Genomic DNA, 18,781 nt, shown 5'->3' on the forward strand with positions numbered 1-18,781 from the left:
CGGCCCCCGGTCGCCCTGTCGACGACGGGGGCTCGGCCCACTCCCCCTCGCGGGCGGCCGCCAGGGCGTGCCGGGCGACCGCGAGCGGAGGGGAATCGTCGTCACTCTCTGCGCGTGGCGACGAACTGGGTAACGGCCGTGCACGCGACCAGGATCACGGCCGCGATCGCCAGCATGCCCCCCGCGGGAGCCAGCAGCTTCGTCGCCTGGGGGGTCGTCGACATCAGAGTGAAGAGCCGGTTGACCGGGGGCATGCCCTTGGCGAAGAGGGCTGCCATCACCAGCGCTACGGCGGACACCACCGCGTACCCCTGGCGCCTGAAGACCGGCCGTGAGCACAACACGCCGATGCCGATGCCCACCAACGCAGTCGTGAACTGGGCCTCGACCCCCAGCAGAAGATCGCCCATGGTGACGTGGTAACGCCCCATCCACAATGGGAAGAGCAGGCCGAAGACCATCAGCACCAGACAGCTCAGCAGAGCCGTGCCGATCGCCGCGAGCAGGACTTTCAACGACCGGCCGCCGGACGCGACGACGACGATCGCCCGCTGGGCCGGTTCGTCCAGGCTCATCAGCGCGACGGTCAGCCACGTCGAGCAGACGAACAGCGCACCGGCGGAGGACGCGTAGGCGGGCGGCAAGGAGCCGCTGCCGTTCACCGTCAGCACGCCCAGCAGTCCCATGAACAGGAGCAGCGGGGCGACGTAGCGCTGTGTGTGCAGCACGGTGGCGAACGTGTAGCGGATGAGGGCGATCACCGCGTGCCTCCGTGCGTGGCGGCACCCTGCGCGAAAAGGTCCACCGCCGTCCCTTCCACTCGCTCCACGGACCAGCCGTGCCGCAGCGCGGTGAGCAGCAGGGCGTCGGTGGTCTCGCGGGCCGCTCTGATCCGGACGCCCGCGGCCGTGCGGCTCACCTCCAGCACACCGTCCAGTTCCTCCCAGACGAGGTCCCGCGGCACGTGGCGGCCCGGGTTCCTGGTCAGGACCACCTCCGCGCAGGGCCGGTGGCCATGCGGCCCTGGCTCCGGCTCGCGGAGCGAGACCCGGCCCTCGCTGACGCGGTAGCTGCGGGTGGCATGGGCCCGCGTCACCGACTCGCGGTGGTCGGTGAAGATCACCGTGCCGCCCGCGTCGGCGACCTCGGTCATGATCTCGACCAGGACGCCATGGGCGTCGGCGTCCAGCCCCGACCACGGCTCGTCGAGGACGAGCAGTCCGGGGTCCACCAACAAGGCCTGGGCCAGCGCGACCTTCTGGGCGTTGCCCTTCGACAGGCTGCGCAGCGGGGCCTGCTTACCGCCCACCAGCGCAAGCCTGTCCAGCAGCCGGTCCGCGCGCGACGAGGCGACCGAGGTGGTCAGCCCGCGCACGCGTCCCACATGGGTCAAGTAGTCCACCGCCGACATGCGTTCGTTCGGGGAAAAGCGGTCGGGTACGTATCCCACGACCGGCGGGCGCATGGTCACGCGGCCGTGGGTCGGCCGGGACAGACCCACGGCGATCCGCAACAGTGTCGACTTCCCCGAACCGTTTCCCCCTGTGAATGCCACGACTTCTCCCGCCGGGGCCTCGACATCGACATCGCGCAGAATCCAGTCGCCACGGCCGTAGCGCTTGCTCACTGCTTGAAGTCGTAACAAGTGAACTCCTCAGTCCGTACCGCAACCTCGGTGCACGCAGGTTACGGCGCCTGCGCTCCGTGCGGACAGGCCGGCTGGGCTTCGGGGCGGCCCTCGGCGTGGGACGGGAGCGCGGCCGAGGATCTGCCGGAGTCGCTGGTCGGCTCCGCGATGCCGGAGTCACCGCTCCGCTCCTGCCCGGCGCACACGGGAATCCCGCCGGGCGCACACTGGAAGCGGAAGGGCATGCGCCATGAGCCGCACGTGGAGGTGAGCCATGAGCACCCTCGAGCTACACGTCGACGTAGGGGTTCCGGTCGACAAGGCCTGGGAGACGCTGCACCTGGTGGAGAACTATCCGCGTTTCGTGCAAGGAGTGCGGGACGCACGTAAGGAGGCGGGGGGCCGAGCACATCTGGACGTCGAGACGGGCGGCCCGGCCCGGGAGGTCGAGGCCGAGGTCAGCGACCGCGGTGAGCGGGTGATGGAGTGGCTCACCACGAGCGCCCCCGAGCTGACGGGCTCCTTCTCGGTCCAGCCGATCGACCAGAACCACACCCGGATCCAGGCACGGCTGGAGTACGACCCGGGCTCGGTCCGGGACGCCTTCGGCGGGCCGAAGGGCTTCGCCCAGACGAACGCGATCGAACGGCTCGTCCGCAGTGATCTGGAGCACTTGAAGGAGTACGTGGAACGAGGCTGACCGGCACAAACACGGCAGGCTCCGCGCCGGCGAGCAGCCGGTACGCCGCTCAGATCTCCAGCACGGCAGCGCATTCGGGACAGACCACGGACGCGTATTCCGCGGGGTACCAGGGCGCTCCGGGGTCTTCGGAGGGCTTCCAGCGGGCCGTCTCCATGGCGAAGGTGTCCTTGCCGCACAGGGTTCGTGGTCCCGCGGTGGTGCGTGACCCCGGGGCCGCGGGGGCTGCGTGCACCTTGCGGACGCGCTGTTCCGCCCCGCTCGGGGATCCCGGGGAGGAGCGCGTCGCCACCGGCTTGTCTACTTCGTAGACGACGATCTCGGGCATGTCTCCACCGTAGGCGCTCCCGAGCCCGAACGGTCCGTATCCGCGACCGCCGTATCCGTGAACGCCGTACCCGTGAACGCCGTGCCCATGAACGCCGTGCCTGGCAAGCCGGACGATCTCGTGCGGGCCCTCGCCGTCGCCGGGATCAGGGACGAACGCCTGCTCGAAGCCGTGCGGACGACGCCCCGGGCGGACTTCGTCCCCGCCGGTCAGGTGTCCTTCGCCTACCGGGACGTCGCCGTCGCGATCGGGCAGGGGCAGGTCACCACGCAGCCTTCGCTGTCCGCCCTGATGATCGAGGGCTTGAGGCTGGCCGGATCCGAGCATGTCCTGGAGGTCGGGACGGGTCTCGGCTTCCAGACCGCGCTGCTCGCCCGGCTGGCCGCGGACGTGGTCAGCATCGAGATACGGCCGGACATCGCCCGCCAGGCACGCGGGAACCTCGCACGTCAGGACGTGCGGAACGTGGAGCTCCGGGTCGGCGACGGCAGCGGGGGCGTGCCGGACCGTGCCCCGTACGACGCCGTTCTCGTGTCGGCCGCGTTCCCGGAGGTGCCGGCGCCGCTGGCCGCCCAGGTGAGGCCGGGCGGCCGCCTGGTCCAGCCGATCGGGCCGGGCGGGAGTGAACAGGTGGTGTGCTTCGAGCGCACCGCGTCGGGGCTGGTGCGGCTGCGGGTGCTGACTCCGGCCTGCTTCGTCCGGCTGCAGGGGCGATACGGCTTCCCGCCGGACGAGACGGTGTGACGGGGAGGGGTGCCGTTCCTATGCTTCCGCTTCCGCGTCCGCGACGCGTACGACCGCCAGCGTGATGTTGTCGGGACCGCCCGCCGCGATGGCCGCCTTCCACAGCTCGAAGGCCGCCCGGCCGTCGTCGTGCTCCCGCATCACCTCGTCGAGCAGATCCTGCGGCACCGGATCGGTCAGGCCGTCGGTGCAGATCAGATAACGGCCGCCGGAGGACAGGGGCTCGGCCGACACATGGGCGCGGACGGCGCGGTACGAGCGGCTGCCGCCCAGGCACTGGGTGACGATGGACGTGGTGCGCTGCCCGGGTTCGAGCGGCGGACTGTCGTCGACGCTCACCTGGCGCAGCCCGTCCGGGGAATCCGCGAAGACCCGGCTGTCGCCCACGTTGAACACCAGCAGGGAGTCGGGGTGTACGACGATGCCGGCGACCGTCGTCCCCATGGCCGCCAGCTCACCGCCCTCGTCGCCGCCGGCGGCCTCGTACACCGCCCGATTACAGACGCTCAAGGCGTCCCGCACGGCGTCCTCGCTGTTCAAGGCGGGTCCGAGGGATGCGATCCGGCGGGCCACCAGGGCGCTGGCCACGTCCCCGCCGGGATGCCCACCGAGCCCGTCGGCGACGGCGACGACCAGCGGCGTGCCGAGCGGAAAGACCAGGGTCTGCGGACTCTCCGTCACCGTGGCGCACAGCGTCCACGGCCCGACCACGAGACTGTCCTCGTTCCGTTCGCGGAGCAGCCCGGGATGGCTCAGCGCACTCACCGCCACGTACCGCATGGAACGCCACCGCCTTCCCGCACGGACCCGAGCAGTCGGTCGGCTAGCGGCGCAGATCCACGGTGGAGCACCGGTCGCTGCCGCTGGTCATGGCTCAAGCGTAGGCGCCCGCCGGTGGTGTCCATTGCCGACAACCGCCCCCTTTCCACCGCCGCACGCAGTCCACATCCGGTACAACCGCCGGATCCCCGCCCGCGCCCGCCGGCGCCCGCCCGCGGAAACCGGACACCGAAACCCGGTGGAGCCGCCGGGTCCGCTGTGCCTATGGTCGCGCAATGAGTACTCGCACTTTCCGGATCACCGTCCGCGGCGCCTTCGCCGGCCTCACCGACGCTCAGCGGGCCACACTGCTGGCCGAGGCCGCCGAACACGACGTGCTGCGCGCCGCGTTCACGCCCGAGGGCACCCTCACCTACGACATCGCCGCCCGGCCGGCCTTCGTCTTCCGCTTCGCCGACACCGGGGAGGAAGAGGCGGACATCCTGGAGGCGACCGAACGGGCCGAGACCGCGGCGCAGGCCTGGCTCACCGAGCACGGCTACGGCTTCACCAACCTCCGCTCCACCGCCGAGGACCTCTCCCAGGCGCCGATGGGCAAGCGGCAGCGACGCGCGGCACGTTCCAACGGCGTATGAAGCGGCATGTTCCCGCAGGTCATAAACTTGAGCACTCAAGGAGAGAGCAATGAGTGACGTGGGGTACGCACCGTGGGCGGGAGGTGAGCGGCGGCGATGAGTGACACCCTGGACGCGGCGCTGCGCCTGGTACGGGCCCAGGCCGCGCTCGTGCGCCGCTTCGACTCCCGGCTGAGCGGCCTGCACGGCGTGAGCCTCGCCGACTTCACCCTGCTGCTCCGGCTGGACGAGGCGCCCGGCGGCCGGATGCGCCGGGTGGACCTCGCCGAGGCGCTGGGCCTGACGGCGTCCGGGGTCACCCGCGGGCTGGCTCCGCTGGAGCGGATCGGGCTGGTGACCCGCGAGGCGGATGCCCGGGACGCGCGCGTGGCCTACGCGTCGCTGACCACGACCGGCCGGCGACTGCTGGCGGAGATGCGCGCCACGGCCGAGGAGACCGCCGCCGAGATCTTCGCCGCACCGTCATGGAATGCCGAGGACACCGGCCTGCTGTCGACCCTGCTGACCCGCCTCGGCGGCACCGGCCTGGCCGGCCGCTGAACCTCGGCGCGCATCGACTCCGCTCCCTCCAGCTCTCAACCCCCGTCCCGCACGGGCGGTTTCAGCCGCCCGCCGACCTGAACTCGCCGTGGCGCAGCTCACGTTGAGATGTGGCCGGTTTGTGAGGGAACCATGCACAGGGGCGTGGCATGCTCATGGATCACATCGAGTTACCGGCCGGTATTACCTCCAAGTAGCCCGTTCGCCCGGTGCCTCACTGCCACCCCCCACTTCACCCGGGACCGACCATGCACAGACGCGTGCGGCACAGACGTGCCCTGCTGCCCGCCCTCGCCGTGACCTCCCTCTTCCTCGCCGCGGCCTGCTCCTCGCCCGCATCGCACGCCGAACCGTCGGCGAGCACCGGACACGGCCGGCAGGTCGAGGTCACCGGCCGGCCCGCCGACGGCACGGACCACTCGCTCGCCGTAGCCGCCGCTCCCGCCACCGCCGCGACCGCCACGGCGGGACCGGCCGGTTCCGGGCAGCGGGCACACCGGACGGCGCTCGCCGTCAGCGCGTACGACAGCCACACCCGGCGGGCCGTCCTCTCCGACAAGGCTGCCCGTCAAGGGAGTTCACCCAGCTCCCCGACCGCCTCTCCCTCCTCTTCCCCCTCCCCCACCGGTGCCCCGCACCGGACCGCCGTCGGCGATGTGATCGCCAGCACGCCCGCGCCCGGCGCACCGCACGGACTGCTGGCCAAGGTCACCAAGGTCATCGGCGAGCGGGACGGCGGCACCGAGGTGCAGACGGAACCCGCCACGCTCAACGCGCTGCTCGGCGACGACAGCGCGAAGGGCGCCGTGCCGGTCGACCCCTCGTCCTTCGCCGTCGACAAGCTGCTGCCCGATGTGAAGGTGTCCTGGGCGAAGTCCGGTGACGTGCACGTCGGCCCGAAGGGGGCGACGGTGCCGCTCGGCAGCCTGCGGCTCGATGTGAGCGCCGGCATCCCGACCGCCCAGGGCGCCCCGGCCTCGGCCTCGGTGCACGGCTTCGTCCAGGTCGCCCCGCGGGTCGACTTCGCCTACGGCGGCACCGGTACCGACGCACCGCCCGGCTCCGCCTACCTCGGCGTGTCCGGTGACTGGACCTCCGGCTGGGCGGTCGAGGGCCGGGCCGCCGCGGCCACCGGCACCCCACTGCGGATCCCGTTCGCCAAGCTGCACGCCGACCCCGTCCTGCAGGTCGGCCCCGTCCCCGTCGTCGTCAACCTCGACCTGACCGCATACGTCCAGATCAGCGGCGACGGGCGGGTCACCGTCGACGTGGAGCAGCACCTCAAGGGCGACTTCAAGGCGGGCGGCACCTTCGGGCTGGCGCATGGCTGGACGCCGGTCAGCTCCGCGCACATGACGAGCACCCCCGTGCACGCCTCCGTCACCACCGCCGGGAACCTGAAGACGGCGCTCGGCGCCGAGGCCTCGGTCGGCCTCTACGGCACCGTGGGCGTCGCCGCCGACCTGGCTCCGTATCTCCGCGGCGAGGCCGCGGGCACGGTCACCGCCTCCACTGCCGACAGCGGGGCGAAGACCAATGCCGCCGAGGCGAAGACCGGGGCCGCCTGGGGCGTGTACGGCGGGGTCGACCTGTCCGGGGCCCTGCGGCTCCAACTGTCCGTCTTCGGCACCCCGATCGTCCAGCGGAGCATCCCCCTGGGCACCCTGAACCGGGAGTGGAAGCTGGCGGGCGGCACCTTGTAGGCATGACAGGCAGACCGGCCGGGCGCACGGCTCCCGGGCGCCGCGGCCAGGCACCCGCCTCCGAGACACTGCCGTCAGCCACCCGGCTCCGAGGCACCGCGGCCAGGCTCTCGGCACGGAGGCACCAAGGCACCAAGGCAGCGCACCTAGGCGCTCGGCTCCGAAGCAGCGCGCTGCGCCGACGCCGGTATCCAGCCCTGGCCGCGCAGCACGGACGACACGTCCGGGGCGCGGTAGTGCTCTCCCTTGAGGACCTTGCCGTCGGCCCGGCGGGCGACCTGCCCGTCCGGGCCGAGCTTGCTCATGTTGGCCCGGTGGATCTCGGCGATCACCTGATCGAGGTCGATGCCGTGGACCAGCGCCGTGCCGTACGCGACGTAGACCACGTCCGCCAGTTCGTGCGCGAGCTTGTCCAGCGGGCCGTCGACCGCGACCTCGGCGACCTCCGCGGCCTCCTCGGCGAGCAGTTCCCCACGGTGCGCGGCCAGTTCGGGGGCCACCTCCGTCGGCGTACTGCGGGCGTCGAGTCCGAAGGCGCGGTGGAACTCTCGGACGAGGTCGGCGGGTGAAGTGCTCATGCGTCGACTCTAACGGCGACCACTGACAGCGCCCGCGGCCCGCTTCCCCGTCCCGGAGTGACCCCTACCCTGGTCAGCGCCGCACCCGGCCTGGCAGGATCGCCGCATGTCCAAGACGTTCCCCCGGATCGGCAGACGCCGGGCGCTGTCGGCCGCGGCCGCCGGTGCCGTGGTGCTCGGGCTCCTGCTGTGGTGGCTGCTGCCGCTGGGCGAGAAACCGCCGAGCGGGACGATCGTCTTCAGCACGGGCACGCCCCGAGGGGTGTACCAGGAGTACGGCGAGCGGCTGCGCGCCGAGTTCGCCAAGGACATGCCCGACCTGAAGGTGAAGCTGCTCAACAGCGCCGGTTCGCAGGAGAACGTGCAGCGGGTGGCGACCGGCAAGGCCGACTTCACCATCGCCGCGGCCGACGCGGTGGAGGCGTACGAACTGGCGCACGGCAGCGGTGCCGAGCGGCTGCGCGGAGTGGCCCGGCTCTACGACGACTATGTGCATCTCGTCGTACGCGGCGACTCGGACATCCGAAGCATCGCGGACCTGCGGCACAAGCGGGTGGCGACCGGGCTGCCCAACTCCGGGGTGCGGCTGATCGCCGAGCGGGTCCTCAAGGCCTCCGGTATCGACCCGCGCAAGGACATCGCCGCGGCCGCGGACGGAATCGACACCGGGCCCGACCGGCTGGCGCAGCACAAGATCGACGCCTTCTTCTGGTCGGGCGGTCTGCCCACCAAGGGACTGGCGGCGCTGGCGAAGAAGGCCGGCTTCAAGTTCGTGCCGATCGAGGGCGACCTCGTCACCAAGCTGCACAACGAGGGCCAGGAGGCGCGCTACTACCGCGCCACCAACATCCCCGAGTCGGCCTACCCGACCGTACAGCTGGGCAGCCAGGTGCCGACGATCGCCGTGTCCAACCTTCTGATGACCCGCACGGACATGGACCCCCGGCTGACCGAATGGGTCACCCGCACGGTCATCAAGAGCCGCGACGGCATCGGCGCCCACGTCCACTCCGCCCAACTGGTCGACCTGCGCACCGCCATCTACACCGACCCCCTCCCCCTCCAAGAGGGCGCCCGCCGCTACTACCGCTCGATGAAGCCGTAGCGGGGCGGACGAGAGCCTGTCGACCCGGGCCGAGCCGTTACCGGCTACCGGCTACCGGCTACCGGCTACCGGCTACCGGCTACCGGCTACCGGCTACCGATGGACGGTGACCAGTGCCCGGTGTGCCCGGGATGCCCGGTGTGCCCGCGCGCCCGCCCGGTCAGTGCTCCCCCTGCCGAGGCACCGTCACCGTCACCCGCAAGCCACGCGGCTCGTGGTGGCTGTAGTCGATGCGCCCGCCGCCCGCCGCGAGCAACGCGCGCGTGATGGACAGGCCGAGGCCGGAGCCCTTGATGTTCTGGTGGCGGCCGCTGCGCCAGAAGCGGTCGCCCACGCGCGCGAGTTCCTCGTCGGTGAGGCCGGGTCCGGTGTCGGTGACGACGACCGAGGAGGTGTCGCCGTCGGCGGCGACGGTGACCTCCACCGTGCCGCCCTCGGGGGTGAACTTCACTGCGTTGTCGATCACCGCGTCCAGGGCGCTGGACAGGGTGATCGGGTCCGCCCAGGCGGTCGTGGGCGGACAGTCCCCGGTCAGCCGGACGCCCTTCGCGTCGGCGGCCGGTGACCAGGCGGCGACCCGCTCCCCCGCGAGCGCGCCGATGTCGGTCAGGCTCAGGTCCGCCGCGGCGTGCTCGGCCAGCGCCAGGTCGAGCAGGTCGTCCAGGACCTGCGCGAGGCGCTTGCCCTCGGTGCGGACCGAGGCGATCTCCTCGTTGCCCTCGGGGAGTTCGAGGGCGAGCAGTTCGATGCGCAGCAGCAGCGCCGAGAGCGGGTTGCGCAGTTGGTGCGAGGCGTCGGCGACGAAGGCGCGCTGCTGCTCCAGCACGTCCTCGACGTTGTCCGCCATCTCGTTGAACGACCGGGCCAGCCGTCTGAGTTCCGGCGGCCCGCCGGCGGCCGCGACCCGGGACTTCAGGCGTCCGGTGGCGATGTCGTGCGTGGTGGCGTCCAGGACCCGCACCGGCCTGAGCACCCAGCCGGTCAGCCGCAGCGCGGCGCCGACGGCCAGCAGCATCGCCGCGATCTCTCCGGCCCCGATCAGCAGCCAGCCGCGCAGGGTCCGCGAACGCATCTGCCCGGTGGGCGAGTCGGTGACCACGACCGCCACGACGTCCCCGTCCCGGATCACCGGGGAGGCGACGATGAGCCGGCTGCGCTGCCAGGGCCACACCTGTTTCGGGTCGTGGCTGCGCCGGCTGAGCAGGGCCTCGTCGAAGGCGTCCCGCACCTCCCCCGTCTGCGGTACGAACCAGTCGCCGGGGGAGTTGGCCATCGCCGAGCTGTTGCGGTAGAAGACGCCCGCGCGGATGCCGTAGACGCCGTAGTAGCTGTCCAGTTCGCTGCGCAGAGCCTCCAGGCGTTCGTCGGTGCTCGTGCGGCGGGAGCCGCTGGGCCCGCTCGTGACGAACTGGGCGAGCGCCGCGAAGCGGGCCGTGTCGTCGATGCGGTCGACGACGACCTTCTGCTGCTGGGCGGCGGCCAGGCTGACGGCGAGCGGAAGCCCGAGGGCGAGGAGTACGGCCGCCATCAGGACGATGAGCAGCGGCAGCAGACGTGCGCGCACCCGTCCCCGCTAGGCGGCCGGGGCGACGAGGCGGTAGCCGACGCCGCGTACGGTCTCGATCAGCGCGGGCATGCGCAGTTTGGCCCGCAGGGAGGCGACGTGCACCTCCAGGGTGCGGCCGGTCCCCTCCCAACTGGTGCGCCAGACCTCGCTGATGATCTGTTCCCGCCGGAAGACCACACCGGGGCGCTGCGCGAGCAGGGCGAGCAGGTCGAACTCCTTGCGGGTCAGTTGGATGGTCGAACCGTCTACGGTGACCTGCCGGGTGGGCAGTTCTATCCGCATCGGGCCGAGCAGCAGGGAGCTCTCGGTACCGGCCCCCGCGTCCTCGTGGACGCTGCGCCGGCTGACGGCGTGGATACGGGCGAGCAGTTCCCCGGTGTCGTACGGCTTCACCACGTAGTCGTCGGCGCCGAGGTTGAGCCCGTGGATACGGGAGCGGACATCGGAGCGGGCGGTGACCATGATCACCGGCGTGCTGGTGCGTTTGCGTATCTTGCCGCACACCTCGTAGCCGTCCTGGTCGGGCAGGCCGAGGTCGAGCAGGACCACGCCGAAACCGTTGCCCTCGGGCACGAGGGCCTGGAGGGCCTCCTCGCCGCTGCGCGCGTGGGTGACGTCGAAACCGTGCCGCGCGAGTACGGCGGACAGGGCCGCGGCGACGTGGTTGTCGTCCTCGACGAGCAGCAGTCTCATCCCGGCCCCCTCCGGTTCAGCGGTCGTACGGTCTAGGTTCTCGTGCGTCAGGTAGCCCGCACGCGCGCGTGCACCCTGGCAGTCACGCTGATGGATAAGGACGGCGTCAAGAGGGTTCCGGTTGCCCGGCGTTTCCGTTATCCGGCCGATACGCACGCGGGCGGCAGGTACTACGACACGTGTCCGATTGCTATCGGATCGTGATGCTCAGATCTCCCTCAGATGTGATGACGCAGGTCACAGCCGCTCACTACTGTCCTCCGAAACCGAGGAGGACGGAGCCTGAGAGCGATGACCAATGTAGCGGTGGCCAAGGAAGGCGGGGCCACGTCCGACGATCTGGTCGTCCTGAAGAGCGTCAACAAGCACTTCGGCGCGTTGCATGTGCTCCAGGACATCGACCTGACGATCGCCCGCGGCGAGGTCGTCGTGGTCATCGGGCCCTCCGGGTCCGGAAAGTCGACCCTGTGCCGCACCATCAACCGCCTGGAGACGATCGACTCGGGCGCCATCACGATCGACGGAAAGCCGCTGCCCCAGGAGGGCAAGGAGCTGGCCCGGCTGCGGGCGGACGTCGGGATGGTCTTCCAGTCCTTCAACCTCTTCGCGCACAAGACCGTGCTCGAGAACGTGATGCTGGGCCAGCTCAAGGTCCGCAAGGCGGACAAGAAGCAGGCCGAGGAGAAGGCCCGGTCGCTGCTCGACCGGGTCGGCGTGGGCACCCAGGCGGACAAGTACCCCGCCCAGCTCTCCGGCGGCCAGCAGCAGCGCGTCGCCATCGCGCGGGCGCTGGCGATGGACCCGAAGGTCATGCTCTTCGACGAGCCGACCTCCGCCCTCGACCCCGAGATGATCAACGAGGTCCTCGAGGTCATGCAGCAGCTCGCCCGCGAGGGCATGACGATGGTCGTCGTCACCCACGAGATGGGCTTCGCGCGTTCGGCCGCGAACCGGGTGGTCTTCATGGCCGACGGCCGGATCGTCGAACAGGCCGCGCCCGACCAGTTCTTCAGCAACCCGCGCAGCGACCGGGCCAAGGACTTCCTGTCCAAGATCCTGCACCACTGACGGTACGAGCGGCCGCCCCAGCATGGGTCGGCTTTTCCAACGGACCTCGTTCCTCTCCATTCATAAGGACGTTCAGCATGAAGCTCCGCAAGGTCACCGCCGTCTCGGCCGTCGCCCTCGCCCTCGCCGTGTCGGTCACCGCGTGCAGCGGCAAGAAGAACGACAGCGGCTCCTCCGGTGGCAAGAAGATCACCATCGGTATCAAGTTCGATCAGCCGGGCCTCGGCCAGAAGACCCCGCAGGGCTACGCGGGCTTCGACGTGGACGTGGCCACCTATGTCGCCAAGAAGCTCGGTTACAGCGCCGACCAGATCGAGTGGAAGGAGTCGAAGAGCGCCGACCGCGAGACCATGCTGCAGCGCGGTGACGTCGACTTCATCACAGCCACGTACTCGATCACGCCGAAGCGTCAGGCGAAGGTCGACTTCGCGGGCCCGTATCTGCTGGCCCACCAGGACGTGCTGCTGCGCGCGGACGACACGAAGATCAAGTCTCCGGCGGATCTGAACGGCAAGAAGCTCTGCTCGGTGGCCGGCTCGACCTCGGCGCAGAACCTCCACGACAAGCTGGCTCCCCAGGCGAACCTCCAGACGTACCCGACCTACTCCGCCTGTCTGGGGGGTCTGCAGAGCGGCGCCATCGACGCCCTCACCACGGACGACTCCATCCTCGCGGGCTACGCCTCCCAGGCCCAGTTCAAGGGCAAGTTCAAGCTGGGCGGCTTCAAGATGACCAACGAGAACTACGGCATCGGCGTCAAGAAGGGCAGCGACCTCAAGGCCAAGATCAACAAGGCCCTTGAGGAGATGGTCTCCGACGGCTCGTGGGAGACGGCCGTGAAGAAGAACTTCGGTCCGGCCGACTACAAGAACGAGGCCGCCCCGAAGATCGGCGACATCAAGAGCTGAGGCAACGCCCCGCCGGTGCGCCGCCTCTGAACACGGCGGCGCACCGGGGCATCCCTACACGCGGAAGCGCGGGAGATCGTGTTCGACTTTCTTGACAAGTACGACGTGCTGGGCGCCTTCTGGACGACGGTGCAGCTCACGCTGCTGTCGGCCGTGGGCTCCCTGGTCTGGGGCACTCTGCTGGCCGCCATGCGGGTGGGCCCGGTACCGCTGATGCGCGGTTTCGGCACCGCCTACGTGAACATCGTGCGGAACATCCCCCTCACGGTGATCATCCTCTTCTCCTCCCTCGGCCTGAACCAGAATCTGAGCATCAACCTCGGTGCAAAAGACTTCGACACGATCAACTTCCGGCTGGCCGTGCTCGGTCTGATCGTCTACACCTCGGCCTTCGTGTGCGAGGCGATCCGGGCCGGCATCAACACGGTGCCGGTCGGCCAGGCGGAGGCGGCGCGGGCCATCGGACTGAATTTCCCCCAGGTGCTGGGCCTGGTCGTACTGCCTCAGGCCCTCCGCGCGGCCGTCGCTCCGCTGGCCAACGTACTGATCGCGCTGACGAAGAACACGACGGTGGCGGCCGCGATCGGCGTGGCGGAGGCAGCCTTCCTGATGAAGAAGATGATCGAGAACGAGGCGCAGCTGCTGGCGATCTCCGCGGTCATCGCCTTCGGGTTCGTCTGCCTGACCCTGCCGACCGGTCTGATCCTCGGCTGGGTGGGCAAGAAGGTGGCGGTGAAGCGATGAGCTCGGTCCTGTACGACGTCCAGGGACCGCGCGCCAAGCGGCGCAACGTCCTGTACACGGCGGTCTTCCTGATCGCCCTCGGGGCCGTCGCATGGTGGGTGTACAAGGCGTTCGACGACAAGGGACAGCTGGCCTGGGCACTGTGGAAGCCCTTCTTCGGCGGCACCGAGGCGTACACGACGTACATCTGGCCCGGTCTGCAGAAGACCCTGGAAGCGGCGGCCCTGGCGATGGTCATCGCGCTTCCGCTCGGCGCCGTCCTCGGTATAGCCCGGCTCTCGGACCACCTGTGGGTACGCGTCCCGGCCACGATCGTGATCGAGTTCTTCCGCGCGATCCCCGTCCTGGTCCTGATGATCTTCGGGCTCGCCCTCTTCGCCCAGTACACCGACGTCAGTTCGGACGACCGGCCGTTCTACGCGGTCGTCACCGGCCTGGTGCTGTACAACGCGTCGGTGCTCGCGGAGATCGTCCGCGCGGGCATCCTCACCCTGCCGAAGGGACAGTCCGAGGCGGCCCTGGCGATCGGCCTGCGCAAGGGGCAGATGATGCGGCTCGTCCTGCTGCCGCAGTCGGTCACCGCCATGCTCCCGGCCATCGTCAGCCAGTTGGTGGTCATCGTGAAGGACACCGCCCTCGGCGGCGCGGTCCTCACCTTCCCCGAACTGATGGCCTCGGCCAACACGATGGCCGGCTACTACGGCAACATGATCGCCTCGCTGACGGTGGTGGCCGTCATCTACGTGATCATCAACTTCTCCCTGACCTCGTTCGCGAGCTGGCTGGAGGGCCGGCTGCGGCGCGGCAAGAAGTCGACCGGCGCGGTGCTCGGCGCCCAGAACGAGGCGAATATCGCGGGTACGGCTGCCACCGGAACCACGGCCTGACTCTCCCTCAAACCCGAATCGCACGACGGTGCGAACCCGAATGCGCGACCCAAGGGCAGTGGTGTGATCGCCACTGCCCTTGGTCACTTGACGCAAACTCTGCCAATGGGTTGCATACGTTGTGTGATCGTGCACCCCGCTCCCCCTTCCTGTTCACTTGTCTCCGTCAGGGCATCGTCACGGGCAGGGGGCGCCGCGTCATGGACCCGGTGATCATCGTCGGAGCGGGGCCCGTCGGGCTCACGCTCGCCCTGGCGCTGGCCCGCCAGCAGGTGCCGACCGTCGTCCTGGACGAGGGCCCCGGCAAGGACGAACCCCGCCCGGCACGCACCGTAGTGCTGCGGCAGGACACGGCTGCCCTGCTGGAGCGGCTGACCGGGACACCGCTCACCGGGCACGGTGTGCGCTGGACCGGATGGCGATCCCTGCGACGCAAGCAGGTGCTGAGCGAGATCACCTTCGACACGTCGGATCCCGCCGCCCCGCTGCACATCGCCCAGCACGTCCTCACCGGCGCCCTGCGCGCGGCCCTCGCCGACGAGCCACTGGTGAAGACGGCCGTGGACAGCCGCCTGGACTCGATCGAGCAGGAGCGTTCCGGCATCACCGCGCACACCCGCGGCGAAAGCGGCACCTGGTGGCGCGGCAGCTACCTGATCGGCTGCGACGGACCGCGCTCCACCGTGCGCAAACTCCAGGACATCCGCTTCCCGGGCCGTACGGCGGTGGAGCGGTACGCGGTCGCCGCGCTGCGCACGGAACTTCCGTGGGAGGGCCGGACGTTGCTCCATCGGATGCCGCCGTGGCGGCAGTCCGGGCCCTCGGCCGGGGAGGTGACCGCCCGCCCCCTCCCGGACGGCGTGTGGCGCCTGGACTGGCTGCTGCCACCGGGCAAGGACCTGGTCACGCCCGAGACGCTGGTGGCCCGGATCCGCGAGACCCTCGCGGGCTGGACGGACAGCTCCACACCGGCGTACGAGCTGCTCGACACCGGTGTCCACATGGTGCACCACCGCTTGGCCCGCCGGTGGCGCGCCGGCCGGGTCTTCCTCGCCGGGGACGCGGCCCATCTGCTCGGCGCGCTCGGCGCCCAAGGGCTGGACGAGGGCCTCCGGGACGTCGACAACCTCGCCTGGAAGCTGGCCGCGGCCTGGCACCACGGCCCGCACGAAGCCCTGCTGGACAGCTACCAGGCCGAGCGGCGCGCGGTGATCACCGCGCGGCTGCGCGCCGCCGACCAGGTGCTGCCGGTGCTGCGCGGCGCCGGCGGGCTGCGCCAGATCGTCCCGGGCAAGGCGCGGGGGCACGACGCGCTCCTCACGGACGGTCACTTGGGGCGCGGGCCGCTGGGTGCGCCGGGGGTGTACGCCGACTCCCCGCTGACGCCCCGGCAGCTGGAGGGCGAGATCCCGGTCGACACCCCGCGCGGCGCGCTGGTCACCGATGTACGGGTCACCGCGGAGGATGGTTCCTTCGTACGACTGCGCGACCGGTTCGGCCGTGGCGCCCTGCTCGTCGTACTGATCGCGCCGGGCACGGGCGTGTGGGACCGCAAGCACTGGATGTCCGCCGGGATCATGCCCCGGCTCGCGGCGGCCGTGACGGCGCTGCCGTACCCCGCCGAACTGCTGGTCGCCGAGAGCTACCCGGGTGCGCCGGCGCACAGCGTGCTGCTCGTGCGCCCCGACGGCCATCTGGTCACCACGCTGAACGGGGTCCGGCCGGCCGAGCTCTACGCGGCGGCGGAGGCCACGGTGGGCGGCCCGGCGAAGGAGAAGGAGGAGGCACAGGCGGCCTCCGGCGCACGCTGACCCGACGGCCTGTCACCCTCTGTCCACATGGTGACAGTGAGTTGACCGAAGTGCACGCACATGTTGTACTCCGGACCATGACCGACACCTGCGTGCGCCTGTGGCGGAGGGTCCACATGGACCTCGTCCGCTACGCGGGCTGCGTGTGTCACCCGTCCTGCTGAATTCGCATCCCTCTTCCTTCCGGGCGCCGTCATACGCCCGTTCCGCGAACACTCTTCAGGACGGTGTACGTGTCTGTCTCCCCTGCTCCCGTTTCCCCTGCCGTCGGCTCGGCGCCCACCCAGGCGGACCTCCTCTCTTTCGTACGGCGTACGGCCGCCGACACCGAGCTGATCGCCTCCCTGCCACTCGACCCGGAGGGCCGCACCTGGGTACGGCTCAAGGGACCGGGGGGCAGCGAGGCCTGGCTGATCGGCTGGCCGCCCGGCACCGGCACCGGCTGGCACGACCACGCCGACTCGGTCGGCGCGTTCCTCACGGCCTCCGGCGCGCTCAGGGAACACTCACTGGCCGCCCGGCTGCCGACCGACGGCTGGAAGACCCTGGAACTCACCGAGGACGTGGACCGCGATCGCCTGCTGCCCGCCGGCGAGGGCCGTGCTTTCGGCCGTCACCACGTCCACGAAGTCCTCAACGACTCCCGCGACGAGCACGCGATCTCCGTGCACGCCTACTACCCGCCCCTGCCCCGCATTCGCCGCTACAGCCGCACCGGCCATGTCCTCCGCCTCGAACAGGTCGAACGCCCGGAGGACTGGCAGTGAGCGGGGCGAAGGAGACACCGGGGGGCGGGGCTTTGGTGACGGCGAACGGCACGGCGCAGACACCGGCGGACGGTGCTGCAGTGACGGCAAGGGGCGTGGAGGAGACACTGGCGGACAGCGCCGTGGCGACGGCAAGCGGCGCGGGGAAGGCAGCAGGCGGGGCTGAACGGCCCGAACGGCCCGTCGGTATAGACGAGTTGCTGGAGCGGGTGCGCGCGGGGTATCGGCGCGTCGAGGCACGGGAGGCGCACGAGACGGCGCGGACCGGTGGGGCGTTGCTGGTGGACATCCGGTACGCGGCCCTGCGCGAGCGGGACGGAGTGATCCCCGGCGCCCTCGTCATCGAACGCAACGAACTGGAGTGGCGTCTCGACCCCCAGGGCAGCCACCGCGTCCCGGAGGCAACCGGCCACGACCTGCGCGTCGTGGTGTTCTGCAACGAGGGCTACGCCTCCAGCCTCGCCGCCGCCTCCCTCCACCAACTGGGCCTGCACCGGGCGACGGACCTGGTGGGCGGCTTCCAGGCGTGGCGGGCTGAGGGGCTGCCGGTGGCGCCGGCGCGGCCCTGAGCGGCGCGGGTCGCCCCTGCGTGCCTGACCAGGGGCGGACTCCCTGACACGCTCGGTCCGGTAGGCGCGAGCACCCTCGCCCCGAGAACTCAGAAGTCCCCCACCCCTCCCCCTCCCCCTCTTCTCAGAAGTCCCCTTCGCCAAGGAACTCCGTGCCCTCGCCCTCTTCCTCCAGGGCCTGGCGTACGACGCGGAGCGCCATGCCCTCGGGGTAGCCCTTGCGGGCGAGCATCCCGGCGAGGCGGCGGAGCCGCTTGTCGCGGTCGAGGCCACGGGTGGCGCGCAGCTTGCGGGCCACGAGCTCGCGGGCCGTCGCCTCCTCCTGCTCGGAGTCGAGTTGGGAGACGGCCTCGTCGATCAGCGTCGAGTCGACGCCCTTGGTGCGCAACTCCTGGGCGAGCGCCCGGCGTGCGAGTCCCCGGCCATGGTGCCGGGACTCCACCCACGCATCCGCGAACGCGCTGTCGTCGATCAGCCCGACCTCCTCGAACCGCGACAGCACTTCCTCGGCGACCTCTTCGGGGATCTCCCGCTTGCGCAGGGCGTCCGCGAGTTGCTTGCGGGTGCGTGGGGTCCCGGTGAGCAGGCGCAGGCAGATCGCCCGTGCCCGCTCAGCCGGGTCCCCTGAAGACTCCCCCCGCTCGGCCCTCGACGAGGAAGGGGGGCCTTCGTCCTCACCGGGCGCGTCCCCGAAGCCGCGCCGCCGCCGGCCACGCCCCTGTCCGCCCCGTGCGCCGCCGCCATCGCCGGAGCGACGACCTGCACCGCGGCCTGAGCCACGGCTGGGCGAGCCACCCCCGTACGGCCCTTCGCCCATGCCGCCCGGATCGCCCTTACCGCCGCCCGGCCCAGCTCCGTCGTCTCCCCCGGTTCCGCGGTAGTCGTCGTGCCCGTCGCGCCCGTCGTACCCCTCGAAGCCGTCGTCACCGCCCGGAGCGGAGTCCGGGTAGCCCCCGGTGCCCCTCCCCCGTGGGGCACCGGGGGTGGCGTACTCGTGCTCGGCCCAGTCGGTTCGTCGTGTCACGGG

22 protein-coding genes are annotated in these 18,781 nt (G+C 71.0%); 14 read left to right on the top strand and 8 right to left on the bottom strand.

Annotation, left to right across the window (positions count from 1 at the left end; translation table 11 throughout):
* Positions 1-101: 101 nt before the first annotated feature.
* The gene (locus AB5L52_RS12265; RefSeq protein ID WP_369363964.1) at positions 102-761 is read right to left on the bottom strand and encodes a hypothetical protein; all 660 of its coding nucleotides are present in this window, start codon (positions 759-761) and stop codon (positions 102-104) included.
* Entirely contained in the window at positions 758-1,627 is an 870-nt protein-coding gene (locus AB5L52_RS12270; protein WP_369363966.1) for an ATP-binding cassette domain-containing protein, read from the bottom strand. Before AB5L52_RS12270 ends, AB5L52_RS12265 begins: the two co-directional genes overlap by 4 nt.
* 274 nt (positions 1,628-1,901) lie before the next feature.
* Here AB5L52_RS12270 and AB5L52_RS12275 point away from each other — a divergent pair, with 274 nt between their 5' ends.
* Positions 1,902-2,327, top strand: a complete 426-nt coding sequence (locus AB5L52_RS12275; protein WP_351016249.1) for an SRPBCC family protein — start codon at positions 1,902-1,904, stop codon at positions 2,325-2,327.
* A gap of 49 nt (positions 2,328-2,376) precedes the next feature.
* Here the strand turns inward: AB5L52_RS12275 and AB5L52_RS12280 are convergent, their stop codons facing one another.
* Positions 2,377-2,655, bottom strand: a complete 279-nt coding sequence (locus AB5L52_RS12280) for a hypothetical protein (protein WP_351016252.1) — start codon at positions 2,653-2,655, stop codon at positions 2,377-2,379.
* An 87-nt stretch (positions 2,656-2,742) separates the two neighbouring features.
* Between AB5L52_RS12280 and AB5L52_RS12285 the strand changes: the two genes are divergently transcribed.
* The gene (locus tag AB5L52_RS12285; protein ID WP_369363968.1) at positions 2,743-3,399 is read left to right on the top strand and encodes a protein-L-isoaspartate O-methyltransferase; all 657 of its coding nucleotides are present in this window, start codon (positions 2,743-2,745) and stop codon (positions 3,397-3,399) included.
* Between the two features lie 18 nt (positions 3,400-3,417).
* On the opposite strand, the gene AB5L52_RS12290 is transcribed toward AB5L52_RS12285, so the two are convergent.
* Entirely contained in the window at positions 3,418-4,179 is a 762-nt protein-coding gene (locus AB5L52_RS12290) for a PP2C family serine/threonine-protein phosphatase (RefSeq protein ID WP_351016257.1), read from the bottom strand.
* Between the two features lie 275 nt (positions 4,180-4,454).
* On the opposite strand from AB5L52_RS12290, the gene AB5L52_RS12295 reads away from it, so the two are divergent.
* The 3 genes from AB5L52_RS12295 to AB5L52_RS12305 all read left to right on the top strand — a co-directional run bounded on the left by AB5L52_RS12295 (position 4,455) and on the right by AB5L52_RS12305 (position 7,057).
* Positions 4,455-4,814: a DUF6204 family protein gene (locus tag AB5L52_RS12295; protein ID WP_351016259.1), complete on the top strand. Its 360-nt coding sequence runs from the start codon at positions 4,455-4,457 to the stop codon at positions 4,812-4,814.
* Positions 4,815-4,910: 96 nt separating this feature from the next.
* Positions 4,911-5,354 carry a MarR family winged helix-turn-helix transcriptional regulator gene (locus AB5L52_RS12300; RefSeq protein ID WP_369363971.1) on the top strand — a complete coding sequence of 148 codons (444 nt, stop codon included), beginning with the start codon at positions 4,911-4,913 and terminating at the stop codon, positions 5,352-5,354.
* A gap of 248 nt (positions 5,355-5,602) precedes the next feature.
* On the top strand, positions 5,603-7,057 hold the full coding sequence (locus AB5L52_RS12305; protein WP_351016265.1) for a hypothetical protein: 1,455 nt from the start codon (positions 5,603-5,605) through the stop codon (positions 7,055-7,057).
* A gap of 146 nt (positions 7,058-7,203) precedes the next feature.
* On the opposite strand, the gene AB5L52_RS12310 is transcribed toward AB5L52_RS12305, so the two are convergent.
* Positions 7,204-7,635 (bottom strand): MazG nucleotide pyrophosphohydrolase domain-containing protein, encoded by a 432-nt coding sequence (locus AB5L52_RS12310; RefSeq protein WP_351016268.1) that lies wholly within the window; start codon positions 7,633-7,635, stop codon positions 7,204-7,206.
* Positions 7,636-7,741: 106 nt separating this feature from the next.
* On the opposite strand from AB5L52_RS12310, the gene AB5L52_RS12315 reads away from it, so the two are divergent.
* Positions 7,742-8,740 (top strand): TAXI family TRAP transporter solute-binding subunit, encoded by a 999-nt coding sequence (locus AB5L52_RS12315; protein ID WP_351016270.1) that lies wholly within the window; start codon positions 7,742-7,744, stop codon positions 8,738-8,740.
* A 160-nt stretch (positions 8,741-8,900) separates the two neighbouring features.
* Here AB5L52_RS12315 and AB5L52_RS12320 read toward each other — a convergent pair whose 3' ends face one another.
* Together AB5L52_RS12320 and AB5L52_RS12325 are read right to left on the bottom strand one after the other, a co-directional pair.
* Positions 8,901-10,304: an ATP-binding protein gene (locus AB5L52_RS12320; RefSeq protein ID WP_369363974.1), complete on the bottom strand. Its 1,404-nt coding sequence runs from the start codon at positions 10,302-10,304 to the stop codon at positions 8,901-8,903.
* A gap of 9 nt (positions 10,305-10,313) precedes the next feature.
* On the bottom strand, positions 10,314-11,000 hold the full coding sequence (locus AB5L52_RS12325) for a response regulator transcription factor (RefSeq protein WP_369363976.1): 687 nt from the start codon (positions 10,998-11,000) through the stop codon (positions 10,314-10,316).
* 291 nt (positions 11,001-11,291) lie between these two features.
* Here AB5L52_RS12325 and AB5L52_RS12330 point away from each other — a divergent pair, with 291 nt between their 5' ends.
* The 8 genes from AB5L52_RS12330 (at position 11,292) to AB5L52_RS12365 (ending at position 17,754) form a co-directional block, all read left to right on the top strand.
* Positions 11,292-12,068 (top strand): amino acid ABC transporter ATP-binding protein, encoded by a 777-nt coding sequence (locus AB5L52_RS12330; RefSeq protein WP_351016279.1) that lies wholly within the window; start codon positions 11,292-11,294, stop codon positions 12,066-12,068.
* A 77-nt stretch (positions 12,069-12,145) separates the two neighbouring features.
* Positions 12,146-12,976 (top strand): glutamate ABC transporter substrate-binding protein, encoded by an 831-nt coding sequence (locus AB5L52_RS12335; protein WP_369363978.1) that lies wholly within the window; start codon positions 12,146-12,148, stop codon positions 12,974-12,976.
* 78 nt (positions 12,977-13,054) lie between these two features.
* A complete protein-coding gene (locus AB5L52_RS12340) occupies positions 13,055-13,720 on the top strand; it encodes an amino acid ABC transporter permease (RefSeq protein WP_351016284.1) in 666 nt (221 codons plus the stop codon).
* Positions 13,717-14,607: an amino acid ABC transporter permease gene (locus AB5L52_RS12345; RefSeq protein WP_351564123.1), complete on the top strand. Its 891-nt coding sequence runs from the start codon at positions 13,717-13,719 to the stop codon at positions 14,605-14,607. The genes AB5L52_RS12340 and AB5L52_RS12345 overlap by 4 nt, the downstream gene beginning before the upstream one ends.
* Before the next feature lie 200 nt (positions 14,608-14,807).
* Positions 14,808-16,418 carry an FAD-dependent monooxygenase gene (locus AB5L52_RS12350; protein WP_369363980.1) on the top strand — a complete coding sequence of 537 codons (1,611 nt, stop codon included), beginning with the start codon at positions 14,808-14,810 and terminating at the stop codon, positions 16,416-16,418.
* A gap of 77 nt (positions 16,419-16,495) precedes the next feature.
* A complete protein-coding gene (locus AB5L52_RS12355) occupies positions 16,496-16,582 on the top strand; it encodes a putative leader peptide (protein ID WP_350958930.1) in 87 nt (28 codons plus the stop codon).
* A gap of 69 nt (positions 16,583-16,651) precedes the next feature.
* Positions 16,652-17,185, top strand: a complete 534-nt coding sequence (locus tag AB5L52_RS12360; RefSeq protein ID WP_369363982.1) for a cysteine dioxygenase — start codon at positions 16,652-16,654, stop codon at positions 17,183-17,185.
* A 188-nt stretch (positions 17,186-17,373) separates the two neighbouring features.
* The gene (locus AB5L52_RS12365) at positions 17,374-17,754 is read left to right on the top strand and encodes a rhodanese-like domain-containing protein (RefSeq protein ID WP_369368858.1); all 381 of its coding nucleotides are present in this window, start codon (positions 17,374-17,376) and stop codon (positions 17,752-17,754) included.
* A 124-nt stretch (positions 17,755-17,878) separates the two neighbouring features.
* Here the strand turns inward: AB5L52_RS12365 and recX are convergent, their stop codons facing one another.
* Positions 17,879-18,778: a recombination regulator RecX gene (recX, locus tag AB5L52_RS12370; RefSeq protein WP_369363984.1), complete on the bottom strand. Its 900-nt coding sequence runs from the start codon at positions 18,776-18,778 to the stop codon at positions 17,879-17,881.
* Between the last annotated feature and the right edge of the window lie 3 nt (positions 18,779-18,781).

The organism is Streptomyces sp. CG4 (assembly GCF_041080655.1).
In the GTDB taxonomy this organism is placed as follows: Bacteria; Actinomycetota; Actinomycetes; order Streptomycetales; family Streptomycetaceae; genus Streptomyces.

Coding starts and splice junctions, on each gene's coding strand:
- AB5L52_RS12300 (WP_369363971.1), top strand. CDS start 4,911: ATGAGTGACACCCTGGACGCGGCGCTGCGCCTGGTACGGGCCCAGGCC.
- AB5L52_RS12285 (WP_369363968.1), top strand. CDS start 2,743: ATGAACGCCGTGCCTGGCAAGCCGGACGATCTCGTGCGGGCCCTCGCC.
- AB5L52_RS12305 (WP_351016265.1), top strand. CDS start 5,603: ATGCACAGACGCGTGCGGCACAGACGTGCCCTGCTGCCCGCCCTCGCC.
- AB5L52_RS12310 (WP_351016268.1), bottom strand. CDS start 7,635: ATGAGCACTTCACCCGCCGACCTCGTCCGAGAGTTCCACCGCGCCTTC.
- AB5L52_RS12290 (WP_351016257.1), bottom strand. CDS start 4,179: ATGCGGTACGTGGCGGTGAGTGCGCTGAGCCATCCCGGGCTGCTCCGC.
- AB5L52_RS12280 (WP_351016252.1), bottom strand. CDS start 2,655: ATGCCCGAGATCGTCGTCTACGAAGTAGACAAGCCGGTGGCGACGCGC.
- AB5L52_RS12345 (WP_351564123.1), top strand. CDS start 13,717: ATGAGCTCGGTCCTGTACGACGTCCAGGGACCGCGCGCCAAGCGGCGC.
- AB5L52_RS12295 (WP_351016259.1), top strand. CDS start 4,455: ATGAGTACTCGCACTTTCCGGATCACCGTCCGCGGCGCCTTCGCCGGC.
- AB5L52_RS12325 (WP_369363976.1), bottom strand. CDS start 11,000: ATGAGACTGCTGCTCGTCGAGGACGACAACCACGTCGCCGCGGCCCTG.
- AB5L52_RS12330 (WP_351016279.1), top strand. CDS start 11,292: ATGACCAATGTAGCGGTGGCCAAGGAAGGCGGGGCCACGTCCGACGAT.
- AB5L52_RS12355 (WP_350958930.1), top strand. CDS start 16,496: ATGACCGACACCTGCGTGCGCCTGTGGCGGAGGGTCCACATGGACCTC.
- AB5L52_RS12275 (WP_351016249.1), top strand. CDS start 1,902: ATGAGCACCCTCGAGCTACACGTCGACGTAGGGGTTCCGGTCGACAAG.
- AB5L52_RS12315 (WP_351016270.1), top strand. CDS start 7,742: ATGTCCAAGACGTTCCCCCGGATCGGCAGACGCCGGGCGCTGTCGGCC.
- AB5L52_RS12335 (WP_369363978.1), top strand. CDS start 12,146: ATGAAGCTCCGCAAGGTCACCGCCGTCTCGGCCGTCGCCCTCGCCCTC.
- AB5L52_RS12350 (WP_369363980.1), top strand. CDS start 14,808: ATGGACCCGGTGATCATCGTCGGAGCGGGGCCCGTCGGGCTCACGCTC.